This is a genomic window from Microbacterium sp. Marseille-Q6965, assembly GCF_946151065.1.
Classification (GTDB): Bacteria; Actinomycetota; Actinomycetes; order Actinomycetales; family Microbacteriaceae; genus Microbacterium.
In genome coordinates this window covers 1-15,964 of record NZ_CAMGZA010000001.1, presented here as the reverse complement: position 1 = coordinate 15,964, position 15,964 = coordinate 1, and the positions used below count along the sequence as shown (strand labels likewise).

Sequence of the window (15,964 nt, the reverse complement as noted above, 5' to 3'; positions counted from 1 at the left end):
CCCCCAACGGGTTGGCGCCCGCGTTGCAGGATCCCCATAGGCTGGGACCACTCGAATCTTGGGAGGCAGAGTGGCCGAGCTCTCGGACGTCTACTTCGTCGACGGTGTCAGAACGCCCTTCGGGCGCGCCGGCGAGAAGGGCATGTACTGGAACACCCGCGCGGACGATCTCGTCGTGAAGGCGATGATCGGGCTCATGGAGCGCAACGCGGATGTGCCGAAGGACCGGATCGACGACGTCGCCATCGCTGCGACGTCCCAGACGGGCGACCAGGGACTGACGCTCGGGCGCAGCACGGCGATCCTCGCCGGCCTGCCCCAGACCGTGCCGGGCCTGGCGATCGAGCGCATGTGCGCCGGCGCCATGACCGCTGTCACCACGATGGGCGCGTCGATCGGCGTCGGCATGTACGACCTCGCCCTGGCGGGCGGCGTCGAGCACATGGGGCGCCACCCCATCGGGTCGAACGCCGACCCGAACCCGCGGTTCGTCGCCGAGCGGATGGTCGATCCGGGTGCGCTCAACATGGGCGTCACGGCCGAGCGGATCCACGACCGCTTCCCGCACCTCACGAAGGAGCGCGCGGACCGCTTCGGCATGCGCAGTCAGCAGAAGGTCCAGGCCGCGTACGAGGCCGGCAAGATCCAGCCCGACCTCGTGCCCGTCGCCACCACGGGCCCCGACGGCGCCTGGAAGCTGGCGACCGAGGACGAGGGCCGCCGGCCCGAGACGACGTTGGAGGGCCTTGCCGGTCTGAAGACGCCGTTCCGCCCGCACGGGCGCGTGACGGCGGGCACCTCCTCGCCCCTCACCGACGGTGCGACCATCAGCCTGCTCGCCGGCGGCGCGGCGGTGAAGGAGCTCGGTCTCGCACCGAAGATGCGCATGGTGTCGTTCGCGTTCTCGGGCGTGCAGCCCGAGATCATGGGCATCGGGCCGATCCCCTCCACGGAGAAGGCGCTCGCGAAGGCGGGACTCACGATCGACGACATCGGCCTGTTCGAGCTGAACGAGGCCTTCGCCATCCAGGTGCTGTCGTTCCTCGACCACTTCGGGATCGACGACGAGGACCCGCGGGTGAACCAGTGGGGCGGCGCGATCGCGGTGGGCCACCCGCTGGCCGCATCCGGCGTGCGCCTGATGATCCAGCTCGCGGCGCAGTTCGCCGAGCGGCCCGACGTCCGCTACGGCCTCACCGCCATGTGCGTGGGGCTGGGCCAGGGCGGCTCCGTGATCTGGGAGAACCCCCACTACACCGGCAAGAAGCGGAAGTGACCGGACGCATGACCGACTACGAATCGATCGACTTCTCCACGCTCGACGCCGCCTCCGAGGACGAGGTCGTCACCCACTCGCTCGTCAGCGACGTCACGCTGCCCAGCGGCCGCGTGCTGGCCCTCATCACGCTGCACAACGGCCGCGACCACACCCGGCCGAACACGCTGGGGCCGCGCACCCTCACGGAGCTCAACGGCGTGCTCGAGGAGCTGCGCGGGAGGGCGTCGGCGGGCGAGATCCAGGCCGTCGGGATCACGGGCAAGCCGTACATCTTCGCCGCGGGCGCCGATCTGTCGCAGATCACGGCGCTCGACGGGCGCGAGAGCGCGCTTCGCATCGCGCAGCGCGGCCACCAGGTGCTCGGCAAGCTCAGCGACCTCGGTGTGCCCTCGTTCGCGTTCGTGAACGGGCTCGCGCTGGGCGGTGGCGTGGAGATCGCCCTGAACTCCACGTACCGCACGGTCGACTCCTCGGCTGCGGCCATCGCGCTTCCCGAGGTGTTCCTCGGCATCGTGCCCGGCTGGGGCGGCGCCTACCTGCTGCCGAACCTCATCGGCATCGAGAACGCCCTCGAGGTGATCATCTCGAACCCGTTGAAGCAGAACCGCACGCTCAAGGCGCGGCAGGCGTACGAGCTGGGAATCTTCGACGCGATGTTCTCGCCGGCGAACTACCTCGAGGACTCCCTGGCGTGGGCCGACGGCGTGCTCGGCGGCTCGGTGAAGGTGGAGCGCAAGAACGCCCCCGGCAAGATGGAGAAGCTCACGAAGTGGCCGATCGCCATCAAGATGGCGCGCGGCATGCTCGAGAGCCGGATCGGCACCGTGCCGAAGTCGCCGTACCGCGCACTCGAGCTGCTCGACAAGGCCCGCTCCGGATCGAAGGCGGAGGCCTTCGCGCGGGAGGACGAGGCCCTGGCCGACCTCATCACCGGCGACCAGTTCGCCGCCTCGATGTACGCCTTCGACCTCGTGCAGAAGCGGGCCAAGCGCCCCGTCGGCGCGCCGGACAAGGCGCTCGCGCGCAAGGTCACGAAGGTCGGCGTGATCGGTGCGGGCCTCATGGCCAGCCAGTTCGCGCTGCTGTTCGTCCGCCGCCTGCAGGTGCCGGTGCTCATCACCGACGTCTCGCAGGAGCGGGTCGACAAGGGCCTGGCGTACATCCACGACGAGATCGGCGCGCTCGAGACGAAGGGCCGCATCGACGGCGACGAGGCGAACCGCCTGCGCGCACTCGTGCGCGGCACCGTCGACAAGAGCGAGTACGCCGACTGCGACTTCGTGATCGAGGCCGTGTTCGAGGAGACCACGGTCAAACAGGACGTGTTCCGCGAGATCGAGACGATCGTCTCGCCCGAGGCGATCCTCGCGACCAACACGTCGTCGCTGTCGGTCGAGGAGATCGGCTCGGTGCTGTCGAACCCCGAGCGCCTCATCGGGTTCCACTTCTTCAACCCGGTGGCGGTCATGCCGCTCGTCGAGGTCGTCCGCACGCCGCAGGCCAGCGAGGAGGCCATCAGCACGGGCTTCGTCGTGGCGAAGAACCTCAAGAAGAACGCCATCGGCTCCGCCGACGCGCCGGGGTTCATCGTCAACCGCCTGCTCGCCAAGGTGATGGGCGAGGCCGCGCGTGCGATCGACGAGGGCACGCCGCTGCTGACCGTCGAGAAGGCGTTCGCCCCGCTGGGCCTGCCGATGACGCCGTTCCAGCTCATCGACCTCGTCGGCTGGAAGGTCGCCGCGCACGTGCAGGACACGATGGCACGCCACTTCCCCGATCGTTTCCACGCGTCGGCGAACCTCCACGCCCTCGCCGAGCTGGACGAGGTCGTCGAGAAGGACAAGAGCGGCCGGGTCACGGGCTGGACCAAGCAGGCGCAGAAGGCGCTCACCGTCGGCAAGACGCCCGCGTCCGAGAATGAGATCCTCCGCCGCGTGGAGGACGAACTGGCGCGCGAGATCCACATCATGCTCGAGGAGAAGGTCGTGCCGGAGGTCGAGGACATCGACCTCGCGCTCATCCTCGGCGCCGGCTGGCCGTTCATCGACGGCGGCGCGACGGCCTACCTCGACCGCGTGGGCGCGTCGGAACACGTCTTCGGCTCCACGTTCCACACTCCCCCGATCCGCGGCGTCGCGGCGCGCTGATCGCACACGAAAGAAGGGAGGGATCCTCGGATCCCTCCCTTCTTTCGTGCCGCGGACGAGTGGCTAGCCGCGGCGCGACTTCTCGATCGGTCCGGTGACCGCCGGCAGGCCGCGCGACCCCTCAGGGCGCGCCACCGGGATGCGCGTCCCGAGCACCTGCGACACGACGTCGTGGGCGATCTTCGCGGCGCTCAGGCCGGCATCCGCGAGAATCTCCTCCCGCGAGGCGTGGTCGAGGAACGCGTCGGGAAGACCCAGCTCGTCCACGGCGGTGTCGACGCCCGCCTCACGCAGCACCTGGCGCACGCGCGTGCCGATACCGCCGACGCGCAGGCCGTCCTCCAGGGTGATGACGAGACGGTGGCGCGCGGCGAGCTCCACGATCGACCCCGGCACGGGCACGACCCAGCGCGGGTCGACCACCGTCGCACCGATGCCCTGCGCGCGCAGCCGCGCGGCGACGTCGAGGCCGAGCTGGGCGAACGGGCCGATGCCCACGATGAGCACGTCCTCGGCCGTGCCGCGCGCCAGCACGTCGACGCCGTCCTCCAGGCGCTCCAACGCCGGGATCGAGGCGGCCACGCTGCCCTTCGGGAATCGGACGACCGTCGGTGCATCCGAGACCGCCACCGCCTCCTGCAGCTCCTCGCGAAGCCGTTCGGCGTCGCGCGGCGCGGCGATGCGGATCGTGGGCACGATGTGCAGCAGCGCGAGGTCCCACATGCCGTGATGGCTCGGGCCGTCGGGCCCCGTGACGCCCGCGCGGTCGAGCACGAAGGTCACGCCGGCCCGGTGCAGCGCGACGTCCATGAGCACCTGGTCGAACGCGCGGTTCAGGAACGTGGAGTACAGCGCGACCACGGGGTGCAGACCGCCGTAGGCCAGGCCCGCGGCCGACGCGACCGCGTGCTGCTCGGCGATACCGACGTCGTACACGCGGTCGGGGAAGCGCTCGGCGAACGGCGCGAGGCCGGTCGGCCGCAGCATCGCCGCCGTCATGGCGATGACATCCGGCCGGGTCTCGCCCACCCGGACGAGCTCGTCGGCGAAGACATCGGTCCAACTTTCGGAGGACGCGACGGAAACCGGCTCCCCCGTGTGCGGGTCGATGCGGCCCACGGCGTGGAACTGGTCGGCCTCGTCATCGCGGGCGGGCTGATAGCCCCGTCCCTTCTCGGTGATGGCGTGAACGAGCACCGGAGCGCCGTACGACTTGGCCAGCTCGAGGGTCTCGCGCAGCGCCTTCACGTCGTGGCCGTCGACCGGGCCGAGGTACTTGATGTCCAGCTGCGAGTAGAGGGCGCGGTTGTTCGTGAAGCGGGCGAGGAAGCCGCGGGTGCCGCCGCGCAGGCCGCGGTACAGGGCGCGACCCGCGGGGCCGAGGAGCCGGTCGGCCAGCCGGCTCGACTTCGCATCCAGGTCTCGGTACACGCCTCCGGTGCGCACGCGGTTGAGATACCGGGCCATTCCGCCGATCGTGGGGGCGTAGGAGCGGCCGTTGTCGTTGACGACGATGACGAGGTTGCGGTCGTTGTCGTCGGTGATGTTGTTGAGCGCCTCCCACGTCATCCCGCCGGTGAGGGCGCCGTCGCCGACGACCGCGACGACATGGCGGTCCGCCCGGCCGGTACGGGTGAAGGCCCGGGAGATGCCGTCGGCCCAGCTGAGCGAGCTGGAGGCGTGCGACGATTCGACGACGTCGTGCGGGCTCTCGGAGCGCTGCGGGTAGCCGGCAAGTCCGCCGCGGGCACGGAGGTTCGTAAAGTCCTTGCGTCCCGTGAGCAGCTTGTGCACGTACGACTGGTGACCGGTGTCGAAGATGATCGGGTCGTGCGGCGAGTCGAACACGCGGTGCAGCGCGATCGTGAGCTCGACGACGCCGAGATTCGGGCCCAGGTGCCCGCCGGTGCGCGCGACGTTGGCGATGAGGAACTCGCGGATCTCGCCGGCGAGCTCGGCGAGCTGCGCGTCGGAGAGCCCGTCCAGATCGCGCGGGCCGCCGATCGCGTCGAGAAGACTCATGCGGCAAGCCTACGCCGCGGGCCCTCCCGGGAGGCTGAACGGAGCCGTCGAAAGGGCGACGCGACCCCGAAGATCCGCCGCCTGGATGCACCGCGCCCCGCCCGGCCGAGGCCGAGCGGGGCGCGTGTGGCGGAATGCCGTCAGACGAGGCTGCGCAGCACGTACTGCAGGATGCCGCCGTTGCGGTAGTAGTCCGCCTCACCGGGGGTGTCGATGCGGACGACCGCGTCGAACTCGACCGTCTGCTTGCCCTCGGGCGAGTGCTCGCTCGGCTCGGCGACCACGCGCACGGTCTTGGGCGTGACGCCCTCGTTGAGCTGCTCCAGACCCGAGATCGAGACGATCTCGGTGCCGTCGAGGCCCAGCGACTCCCAGCTCTCGCCGGCGGGGAACTGCAGCGGCACGACGCCCATGCCGATGAGGTTCGAGCGGTGGATGCGCTCGAAGCTCTCCGTGATGACCGCCTTCACGCCGAGCAGGCGCGTGCCCTTTGCCGCCCAGTCGCGCGACGAACCCGAGCCGTACTCCTTGCCGCCGAAGATGACCAGCGGGGTCTCCTGCGCCTGGTAGTTCTGCGCCGCGTCGAAGATGTACGACTGCGGGCCCTCGGGCTGCGTGAAGTCGCGGGTGTAGCCACCCTCGATCTGCTGGCCGCCGTTGACGGCCTTCACGAGCGCGTTCTTGAGGCGGATGTTCGCGAAGGTGCCGCGGATCATCACCTCGTGGTTGCCGCGCCGCGAGCCGTAGGAGTTGAAGTCGCGCTGGGCGACGCCGTGCTCCATGAGGTACTGCGCGGCCGGGGTGCCGGCCTTGATCGAGCCCGCGGGGCTGATGTGGTCGGTGGTCACCGAGTCGCCGAGCGTTGCGAGGACGCGGGCGCCCTGGATGTCGGCGACGGGCTCCGGATCCATCGTCATGCCCTCGAAGTACGGGGCCTTGCGCACGTAGGTCGAGTTCTCGTCCCACTCGAAGACCGGGCCGCTCGGGGTGTCGAGCGACTTCCAGCGCTCGTCGCCGTCGAACACCGTGGCGTACTGCTTGATGAACTGGTCGCGCGAGATCGACGAGTCGATGATCTCCTGGACCTCCTCCGGCGACGGCCACACGTCCTTCAGGAAGATGTCGTTGCCATCCGCGTCCTTGCCGAGCGGGTCGGTCTCGAAGTCGAAGTTCATCGAGCCGGCCAGCGCGTACGCCACCACGAGCGGCGGCGAGGCGAGGTAGTTCATCTTCACGTCGGGGCTGATGCGACCCTCGAAGTTGCGGTTGCCCGAGAGGACCGCGGTGACGGCGAGGTCGTTCTCGTTGATCGCCTCAGAGACCTCCTCGATCAGCGGGCCCGAGTTGCCGATGCAGATCGTGCAGCCGTAGCCGACCGTGTAGAAGCCCAGGCCCTCGAGGTCCTTGTCGAGGCCCGACTTCTCGTAGTAGTCGGTGACGACCTTCGAACCGGGGCCGAGCGTCGTCTTGACCCACGGCTTGCGGGTCAGGCCCTTCTCACGCGCCTTGCGGGCGAGAAGGCCGGCGGCGATCATGACCGACGGGTTCGAGGTGTTCGTGCACGACGTGATGGCGGCGAGCGTCACGGCGCCGTTGTCGAGCAGGTACGACTCGCCCTCGGGCGTCGTCACCTTCACGGGCTTGGACGCGACGTGCGGCGCGCCGCTGACGAGCATCGACTCGACGTGCTGGCGCTCCTGGTCGTGCTGGTGCGAGACGCCGTTCGAGGCGACGTGCTCGTGCTCGACGCCCGGCGTGGTGCCCGGGTCGGAGGCCGGGAAGGTGCCCTCGACCTCGACGGAGTCGTCGGGCATCGACGCGTAGCTGACGATGTCCTTCTCGAACTGCGACTTGGCCTCCGACAGCAGGATGCGGTCCTGCGGGCGCTTCGGGCCGGCGATCGACGGGACGACCGTGGAGAGGTCCAGCTCCATGTACTCGCTGAAGACGAGCTCGCGCGAGGGGTCGTGCCAGAGGTGCTGCTCCTTGGCGTACGCCTCCACCAGCGCGACGGTCTGCTCGTCGCGACCGGTCAGGCGCAGGTAGTCGAGCGTGACGTCGTCGATCGGGAACATGGCGGCCGTCGAGCCGAACTCCGGGCTCATGTTGCCGATCGTGGCGCGGTTGGCCAGCGGAACCGAGGCCACACCCTCGCCGTAGAACTCCACGAACTTGCCGACGACGCCGTGCTTGCGCAGCATGTCGGTGATCGTCAGCACGACGTCGGTCGCGGTGACGCCGGCCGGGATGTCGCCCGTGAGCTTGAAGCCGACGACGCGCGGGATGAGCATCGACACGGGCTGACCGAGCATGGCCGCCTCGGCCTCGATGCCGCCGACGCCCCACCCGAGCACGCCGAGGCCGTTGACCATCGTCGTGTGCGAGTCGGTGCCGACGCACGTGTCCGGGTAGGCGCGCAGCACGCCGTCCACCTGGCGGTCGTAGACGACCTTGGCGAGGTGCTCGATGTTCACCTGGTGCACGATGCCGGTGCCCGGGGGCACGACCTTGAAGTCCTTGAACGCCGTCTGGCCCCAGCGCAGGAACTGGTAACGCTCGCCGTTGCGCTCGTACTCGATCTCGACGTTGCGCTCGAGCGCGTTCTCGGTGCCGAAGAGGTCGGCGATGACCGAGTGGTCGATCACCATCTCGGCGGGCGAGAGCGGGTTGATCTTGTCGGGGTCGCCACCGAGCTCGGTGACCGCCTCGCGCATGGTGGCGAGGTCGACGATGCAGGGCACGCCCGTGAAGTCCTGCATGACCACGCGGGCCGGCGTGAACTGGATCTCCGTGCTCGGCTCGGCCGCGGCATCCCACGACCCGAGGGCGCTGATCTGCTCCTTCGTGATGTTGGCACCGTCCTCGGTGCGGAGCAGGTTCTCGAGGAGGATCTTGAGGCTGAACGGCAGCGACTCGTAACCCTCGACCGCATCGATGCGGTAGATCTCATAGTCGGTGCTGCCGACCGTCAGGGTGCTCTTGGCACCGAAGCTGTTCACCGTGGACACCGGTTCCGTCTCCTTCGGGATCGACCGCGGAATTCCCCTCCATCCTGCCCCCGTAGGGCCCCCGCGGCTAGCAAGGAGCACCTAACAGTCGGCACCGGATGAGAGGACCGATTTATCTTGACGTCAAGATAAATCCATTATGCACGATCGTCGCGGTCGCTCCGCGCATACAGCGCGCGCACGGCGAGCCACGTGACGGCGACGAGGGGCGCGAACAGCGGCAAGCCCATCAGCAGCTTCGCCGTGCCCAGGGCCGTGACGGCGCCCGCGAGATAGAGGGGCAGCTGCACTGCCAGCCGCGCGTAGAAGAGCGCGGCCCAGGCGATCGCGAGCCAGAAGTACACGCGGCGCTTGCGCTGATCGTTGCGCCACGCGGTGCCCTCTCCCATGAGGAACCCGCCGGCCAGTCCGATCACCGACCACCCCACGAGTGCGGAGGCGAGGATCGCGGTGCCGTACACGGCGTTCGTGACGAGGCCGGGCAGGAAGTTCTGCTCGCCCTCTCCGGTGAGCAGGGCAAGCGCGGCGGCGAAGCCCGCCGCGACGAGCCCGCCCAGGGCTGCGGCCGGCGTGGAGCGCTGCGCGAGGCGCACGAGCGTGAACACGGCCGCGAGCCCGACCGACACCGCCAGCGAGAGCCACAGCGGCTCCGGCTGGATCGTGTACACGACGACGAACGCCAGGCTCGGCAGCACCGACTCGAGCACACCGCGGAAGCCGCCCATCGCCTTCCACACCACCCGGCCCGCGGTCGCGTCCCCCGCGGGGTCCATGCCGGCGCGACGCGCGGCCTCGCCGAACGCCTGCCCGAGCAGGTCGGGGGCGGCCGGCGGCGGGGTCAGGTCGGACCCGCGTGTGCCGGGTTCGCCCGGCTCGCGGTCACGCGGCGCTGTGGGGTCGCTCACGCCGTGCCCGGGGCCTGCGGCATCTTGAGCGGGATGAGATCGCGCGGGGGCATCGGGTTGCCGCCGCGCACCACGACGAGTGAGCGGAAGAGGTCCTCGACCTGCTCCGCGGCCGCCGGGTCGCTGGCGGCGGCGCCGCCGATGACACCACGCAGGAACCAGCGCGGACCGTCGACACCCACGAAGCGGGCAAGACGCATGGCCTTGCCCCCCTCGGCATCGGCGGTGGGCACCTCGGCCAGCAGCTCGGGACCGAACGGGCCCTCGCGCTCCTCGACGCGGCCTCCCTGCTGACGCACCTGCTCGCGGATCTGCTCGCGCGTCTCGCCCCACAGGCCGCTCGACCGCGGAGCCGCGAACGGCTGCACCTGCAGCGTCGAGCCGGCGTAGTCCAGGCCGATCGCCACGATGCGCTTCGTCTTCTCCTCGACCTCGAGCCGCAGGTTGAGCCCCTCGCGCGGCAGCACCTTGAGGCCGCCCAGGTCGATGTAGGGGCGGACGGCGTTCGCCTCCGACTCGTCGAACGGTCCGCTCTGGGCGCGGTCGGCGGGCGCCGACTTCGCGCTCGGGTCGGCGGTCGCCGGCGTCTCCGGCGTTGCGCCGTCCGCCGCGTTCTCGTCGCTCACTTGGTCTCCCCTGTCTGGTAGCCGGTGGATCCGAACCCGCCCTCGCCGCGGCCACTCGCCGGCAGCTCCTCGACGGGCAGGAAGCGCGCGCGGGGCACCGGCATCACGATGATCTGGGCGATGCGGTCTCCCGCGGCGATCTCGTAGGCCTCGCGCGTATCGGTGTTCAGCAGCGCCACCTTGATCTCACCGCGGTAGCCCGCGTCGATCGTGCCCGGCGCGTTCACGATCGTGATGCCGTGCTTGGCAGCCAGCCCGCTGCGCGGGACGACGAACGCGGCGTACCCCTCCGGGAGCGCGATGCGCACGCCGGTCCCGACAAGGGCCCGCTGCCCCGGCTCGAGCCGCACGGCCTCCGCGGCGACCAGATCGGCACCGGCGTCGTCGGGGTGGGCGTACTCCGGGATCACGGGTGCGACAATGGGCACGTCCACGGTTTCGGTCACGCAACGAGGGTAATGCAGAACACATCAACGCCGATCCGGTCGTCGCAGGCCACGTACCGGGAGCGGCTCTCCCCCTCGCTCTGGCTGCTCGGCGGTGCCGCCGTCGTGGCGCCGATGGCCTCGCTCGTCTTCGTGCAGATCGATCGCGCCCTGGCGCTGGTCATCGGCGTCGCCGTCGCGATCGCGGTCGTCGCGCTCCTCGTGGGTCTCGCGCCCACCGTGGAGGTGCGCGGATCGCGGCTGCGCGCGGGCCGCGCGCACATCGACGTGGGCTTTCTCGGCGAGCCGGTCGCCCTCACCGGCCCGGAGGCGAGAGCCGCGCGCGGGCGAGACATCGACGCCCACGGCTGGCACCTGATCCGGGGCGGCATCGACGGCCTCGTCGTGGTGCCGAACACCGATCCCGACGATCCCGTCGGCTCCTGGACCATCTCCTCTCGCACCCCCGATCGGCTCGCGGCCGCGATCCGCCTCGCACAGCGCTCCTGATCGTCCGCGGCGGGTGCGCCGCGGACGACGAAGCGCCCGGCGCCTCATCCGAGGCCGCCGGGCGCTTGTCGTCGGGAGGATCAGGCCGCGCAGTCCTTGCAGAGGGGGCCGTTCGGGCCCTCCTCCGCCAGCTGCGAGCGGTGCTTGACGAGGAAGCAGTTCATGCACGTGAACTCGTCGTCCTGCGGGGGCAGCACGACGACGTCGAGCTCGACGTTGGACAGGTCCGCACCGCCCAGCTCGAAACCGGGGTTGTCGGCATCCTCCGTGTCGGCCGACCCCGGCTGCGGGTTGTTCCGCGCAGCCTTGAGCGCCTCGATCGACTCGTTGCTGTCGTCTTCGGACTTACGGGGGGCGTCGTAATCGGTTGCCATCGGAGGGCGTCACACTTCTTTCGTTGGAGCTCAGGCACCCCGCCCATGCGGCGGGGCGGCGATAGTCTGCACGAGCGGGGAGCGATTAGCAAACGCACACGCGGCTCCCCGCAGACCCACAGCGATCGCTGCCGGTGAAACCCGCGGCACGCCCGCGGTATTCCCGCCGTTGCGCGCCCGCCGTGAGAGCATGTGAGTCACCGCAGAGCGCGGAAGGAGCACGCATGGAACAGCTCACGGTCATCGGATCGGAGGACGGCGCCCTCGTCCTCGCGAACGAGTCGGGAGAGCGCTTCACCGTCGCGGTCGACGACGTGCTGCGTTCCGAGATCCGCCGGGCCGGCACGACGGCCCGACCCGCTCGACGCGCCGCCGCAAGCCCCCGCGACATCCAGACGCACATCCGCGCCGGGATGTCGGCCGAGCAGGTCGCCGAGCTCTTGGGCGCCGACATCGAGGACGTCCGCCGGTTCGAGGGGCCCGTCATCGCGGAGCGCGAGCACATCGTGAGCCAGGCCCTGGCCGTGCCGGTGCTCATCGGCAGCGAGCTCGACGGCGACGCGAACCCCACGTTCGGCGTGGCGATCCGCAGCAAGCTCGCGAGCCTCAACGCGACGGGCGAGCGGTGGACGAGCTGGAAGGACGCCAGCGGCTGGATCGTGAAGCTCGAGTTCACCGCGGGCGAGGTCGACCACGACGCCCGCTGGTCGTTCGAGCCGCGCCGCAGCGCGCTCGCCCCGCTCAACTCGGACGCCACCCAGCTGTCACGGCAGGGGCCCCTGCCGGAGGGGCTGATCCCCCGCCTGCGCGCGCTCGACACGCCGTCGAAGGACGACAGCCGGTTCGACACCGACGCGTTCGGGCCCCGCCGCCTGCCCGATCCGGAGCCCGCCGTCGACGACTCGCCCGCCGGCCGGCTCGCCACCGTGTCGAGCCGCGAGGTGCGGGAGACGGCCACGCGCCGCGCACCCGAGGAGCACAGCACCTCGCCCGAGACCGCCGACCTGCTGGAGGCGCTTCGCCGCCGCCGTGGCCAGCGCGAGTCCGCCCCGATGAGCGAACTCGACGAGAGCGCGGCACGCCACCCCGCGAGGGGCGGTGCGCCCGTGGCGCTGTTCGAGGCGATGGCCGAGGACAAGCCGGTCGCCGAACAGCCCGCCGCGCCCGAACCGGAGCCCGAGCGCGAGCCCGAGCCCCCGCGCCGCCGCGGTCGCGCCTCGATGCCGTCCTGGGACGAGATCGTCTTCGGCGCGCGGTCCGACGACTGAGCTCAGGCGTAGGCGCCGAGGCGGATGAACGGGACGGTCGTCTCCTCGGCGCTCGTCGAGCCGTGCTGGCCGATCATGTCCTGCGGCTTCTTGTCGTCCAGTCGGTCGTCGTAGAACGCCCACAGCCCGCGCGCGGCGACGATCACGTCGCCGATCCTCCCGCGCACGTGGTCGCGCACGGTGGGACCGAACAGCCCGGCCGCGACCGCGTCGTCCCGGGTGGCCACGTCCGCCGTCCCCTGCGATCCGACGCGCCACGCTTCCGCCAGCGACGCGACGTCGCGCCCCGGCTCGGCGTAGACGTGCAGCAGCCGCGGCTCGCCGCCCAGGTGCGCGACACCGTCGAGGCGCGGGTCGCCCTCGCGCAGCAGGACGTGGCGGTGGCGGGGCACATCGACCATGCCGTGGTCCGACGTGATGATCGCGCCGACGCCGTCGGGCAGCCGCCCCGCCGCCGCGAGGGCGCCGTCGACCCGCTCGAGCGCGTCGACCCAGCGGTCCGAGGCGACGCCGTACTTGTGCCCGGCCTGATCCACCTCCGGCAGGTAGCAGTACACGAGCGCGCCCTCGTGCCGCTCCGCCAGAGCGATCGCCACGAGCACGCGCTGGGCGAGGTCCTTCTCGCCGACGAACTCCGCGCCACGCATGATCGCCCGCGTGAGGCCCGTGCCGGCGTACTTGTCGAGGCTCACGGCGAAGGGGCGCATGCCGGAGACCGCCGCGCGCTCGAACACCGTCTCGCAGCGCTGCCAGGCGTCGGGATCGAGCCCGTCGCGCTCGTAGCCGTTCAGCTGATTGGCGAGCACGCCGCGCTGGGGATCGAGCACCCGGTAGCCGACGAGACCGTGCTCGCCCGGCCACGCCCCCGTCAGCAGGCTCGTCAGGGCCGCCGCCGTCGTGGAGGGGAACACGCTGCGCGCCACGTCGCGCCGCGCCATCGCGCCGGCGAGGAAGCGGGCATGCCCGCGGTGCGCGCGCAGCGGGATCGCCCCGAGCCCGTCGACGACGAACAGCACGGCCGATCGCGCCGCGGTCAGTCCCGCCGTCTGGCCGCTCAGCGAGGCCAGCAGGTCCGGCGCCACCCCGGTGAGGCTCCGGGCCGCCGCAGGAGCCGACGGTACGATCGATGACATCCGGGCCAGTCTCGCACAGCACCCGACCGAGACTTCCGGCCCCGCCGCGTACGCGCGGCCTCCACCGCACGAAGAGAGGGCTGAATGGCGCGCAAGCAGGCACCCGCCGCCGAGCCGGTCGAGGAACGCATCGAGGACATCGACCTCGAGGCCGAGATGCAGGGGTCGTACCTCGAGTACGCCTACTCCGTCATCTACTCCCGCGCCCTCCCCGACGCCCGCGACGGTCTCAAGCCCGTGCAGCGCCGCATCCTCTACCAGATGGCCGAGATGGGGCTGCGGCCCGACCGGGGGCACGTCAAGAGCGCCCGCGTGGTCGGCGAGGTGATGGGAAAGCTCCACCCCCACGGCGACTCGGCGATCTACGACGCGCTCGTGCGCCTGGCGCAGGACTTCGCCATGCGCGTTCCCCTCGTCGACGGCCACGGCAACTTCGGCTCGCTCGACGACGGCCCGGCCGCCTCGCGCTACACCGAGGCGCGGCTCGCGGCGCCCGCGCTGTCGCTCACCGAGGATCTCGACGAGGACGTCGTCGACTTCGTCCCCAACTACGACGGACAGTTCCAGCAGCCCGACGTGCTGCCCGCGGCCTACCCGAACCTCCTCGTCAACGGCGCGAGCGGCATCGCCGTCGGCATGGCCACGAGCATGGCCCCGCACAACCTCATCGAGGTCGTCAACGCCGCGGTCCACCTCCTCGAACACCCGGAGGCGACGACGGACGAACTGATGGAGTTCGTCCCGGGGCCGGACTTCCCCTCCGGCGGCATCGTGATGGGCCTCGACGGCGTCAAAGACGCGTACGAGACCGGTCGCGGCGCCATCAAGGTGCGGGCGAAGGCGTCGATCGAGCAGATCGGACCGCGGCGCACGGGCATCGTCATCACGGAGCTGCCGTACATGGTGGGCCCCGAACGCGTCATCGAGAAGATGAAGGACGCGGTGCAGTCCAAGAAGCTGCAGGGCGTCGCCGATGTGCAGGACCTGACGGACCGCCACCATGGCCTGCGCCTCGTGATCAGCATCAAGACCGGCTTCGACCCGGCCGCCGTGCTCGAGCTGCTCTACCGGCTCACGCCGCTGGAGGACTCCTTCAACTTCAACAACGTCGCCCTCGTCGACGGTCAGCCGCGCACGCTCGGCCTCAAGGAGCTGCTGCGCGTCTACATCGACCACCGCCTGCAGGTGGTCACCCGGCGCAGCCGCTTCCGGCTCGCGCGTCGGCAGGAGCGCCTGCACCTCGTGCGGGGCCTTCTCGTCGCCATCCTTGACATCGACGAGGTCATCCAGGTGATCCGGTCCTCCGACACCTCGGAGCAGGCCAGGACCCGCCTGTGCCAGGTGTTCGACCTCGACGAGGTGCAGGCCGAGTACATCCTCGAGCTGCGGCTGCGGCGCCTGACCAAGTTCTCGCGCATCGAGCTGGAGCAGGAGCGCGATGCGCTGCTGGCCGAGATCGCACAGCTCGAGGAGTTGCTCGGCTCCGACGTCCTGCTGCGCCGCAAGGTCGCCGAGGAGCTGGAGGCGACGGCCGACAAGCTGGGCACCCCGCGGCGCACGCTGCTCATGAACGCCAAGCCGGCCGCGCCGCGCTCGTCGAAGGCGGCGCCCAGCCTGCAGATCGCCGACGGCCCCACGCTCGTCGCCCTCTCGACGACGGGCCGCGCCGTGCGCGTGGACCTCACGGACGGCCAGCAGCTGTCTGCCCCGTCGCGCCGCAGCAAGCACGATGCGATTCTGGCAACGGCCGCGGGAACGATCCGCGGTGAGCTCGGCGCCATCACGTCGCGCGGACGCGTGATGCGCTTCTCCCCCATCGACATCCCGTCCGTCCCGGCGAACTCCATCCAGCTCGGCGGCGGCGTGCGGCTGCGCGACTACATCGGGCTCGTCGACAAGTCGGAGCAGATCGTCTCGATCACGGCGCTCGACTCCGACACGCCCGTGGCGCTGGGAACCGCGCAGGGCGTGGTGAAGCGCTTCGTGCCCTCGACCCTCGCGCCGAAGCCGGAGGTCGAGGTGATCGCGCTCAAGCCGGGCGACGCCGTCGTGGGTGCCGCGGCGGCCCCCGACGAGGCGGAGCTCGTGTTCGTGACGAAGGACGCGCAGCTGCTGCGCTTCGCCGCGGCCAGTGTGCGTCCCCAGGGCGCGGCGGCGGGGCCCCGGGGGCCGCGGCCGGGGGCCCCGCGGCGGTCCCGGCGGCGGAAGAGCTTAGCGCGCCGGGGCCCGGCCCGTGGGCGGCCGACCACACCCCCACCAAAGCCGGG

12 protein-coding genes are annotated in these 15,964 nt (G+C 71.0%); 5 read left to right on the top strand and 7 right to left on the bottom strand.

Translation table 11 applies throughout. The annotated features are described in order from the left end of the window. Positions 1–70 precede the first annotated feature (70 nt). Both N8N77_RS00060 and N8N77_RS00055 read left to right on the top strand, forming a co-directional pair. A complete protein-coding gene (locus tag N8N77_RS00060) occupies positions 71–1,276 on the top strand; it encodes a thiolase family protein (protein WP_261163758.1) in 1,206 nt (401 codons plus the stop codon). An 8-nt stretch (positions 1,277–1,284) separates the two neighbouring features. Then, positions 1,285–3,426, top strand: a complete 2,142-nt coding sequence (locus N8N77_RS00055; RefSeq protein WP_261165561.1) for a 3-hydroxyacyl-CoA dehydrogenase NAD-binding domain-containing protein — start codon at positions 1,285–1,287, stop codon at positions 3,424–3,426. 63 nt (positions 3,427–3,489) lie between these two features. Here the strand turns inward: N8N77_RS00055 and dxs are convergent, their stop codons facing one another. The 5 genes from dxs to dut all read right to left on the bottom strand — a co-directional run bounded on the left by dxs (position 3,490) and on the right by dut (position 10,433). After that, complete coding sequence (gene dxs / locus N8N77_RS00050) at positions 3,490–5,448, bottom strand: 1-deoxy-D-xylulose-5-phosphate synthase (protein ID WP_261163757.1); 1,959 nt, start codon at positions 5,446–5,448, stop codon at positions 3,490–3,492. 140 nt (positions 5,449–5,588) lie between these two features. Beyond that, positions 5,589–8,456, bottom strand: coding sequence for an aconitate hydratase AcnA (acnA, locus tag N8N77_RS00045; protein WP_261163756.1), 2,868 nt, complete (start codon positions 8,454–8,456; stop codon positions 5,589–5,591). A 137-nt stretch (positions 8,457–8,593) separates the two neighbouring features. After that, the gene (locus tag N8N77_RS00040) at positions 8,594–9,361 is read right to left on the bottom strand and encodes a DUF3159 domain-containing protein (protein WP_396652751.1); all 768 of its coding nucleotides are present in this window, start codon (positions 9,359–9,361) and stop codon (positions 8,594–8,596) included. Continuing rightward, positions 9,358–9,987, bottom strand: a complete 630-nt coding sequence (locus N8N77_RS00035; RefSeq protein ID WP_261163755.1) for a DUF3710 domain-containing protein — start codon at positions 9,985–9,987, stop codon at positions 9,358–9,360. Before N8N77_RS00035 ends, N8N77_RS00040 begins: the two co-directional genes overlap by 4 nt. After that, positions 9,984–10,433, bottom strand: a complete 450-nt coding sequence (gene dut / locus N8N77_RS00030) for a dUTP diphosphatase (RefSeq protein WP_261163754.1) — start codon at positions 10,431–10,433, stop codon at positions 9,984–9,986. The genes N8N77_RS00035 and dut overlap by 4 nt, the downstream gene beginning before the upstream one ends. Before the next feature lie 12 nt (positions 10,434–10,445). Between dut and N8N77_RS00025 the strand changes: the two genes are divergently transcribed. After that, entirely contained in the window at positions 10,446–10,922 is a 477-nt protein-coding gene (locus tag N8N77_RS00025) for a DUF3093 domain-containing protein (protein ID WP_261163753.1), read from the top strand. Positions 10,923–11,002: 80 nt separating this feature from the next. Here the strand turns inward: N8N77_RS00025 and N8N77_RS00020 are convergent, their stop codons facing one another. Continuing rightward, entirely contained in the window at positions 11,003–11,296 is a 294-nt protein-coding gene (locus N8N77_RS00020) for a DUF4193 domain-containing protein (protein ID WP_261163752.1), read from the bottom strand. 224 nt (positions 11,297–11,520) lie between these two features. Between N8N77_RS00020 and sepH the strand changes: the two genes are divergently transcribed. Further along, entirely contained in the window at positions 11,521–12,564 is a 1,044-nt protein-coding gene (sepH, locus tag N8N77_RS00015) for a septation protein SepH (protein ID WP_261163751.1), read from the top strand. A 2-nt stretch (positions 12,565–12,566) separates the two neighbouring features. Here the strand turns inward: sepH and N8N77_RS00010 are convergent, their stop codons facing one another. Then, positions 12,567–13,697: an alkaline phosphatase family protein gene (locus N8N77_RS00010; protein ID WP_261163750.1), complete on the bottom strand. Its 1,131-nt coding sequence runs from the start codon at positions 13,695–13,697 to the stop codon at positions 12,567–12,569. A gap of 84 nt (positions 13,698–13,781) precedes the next feature. Between N8N77_RS00010 and N8N77_RS00005 the strand changes: the two genes are divergently transcribed. Then, a partial coding sequence (locus N8N77_RS00005; RefSeq protein WP_261163749.1) for a DNA topoisomerase (ATP-hydrolyzing) subunit A occupies positions 13,782–15,964 on the top strand: 2,183 nt, incomplete at its 3' end.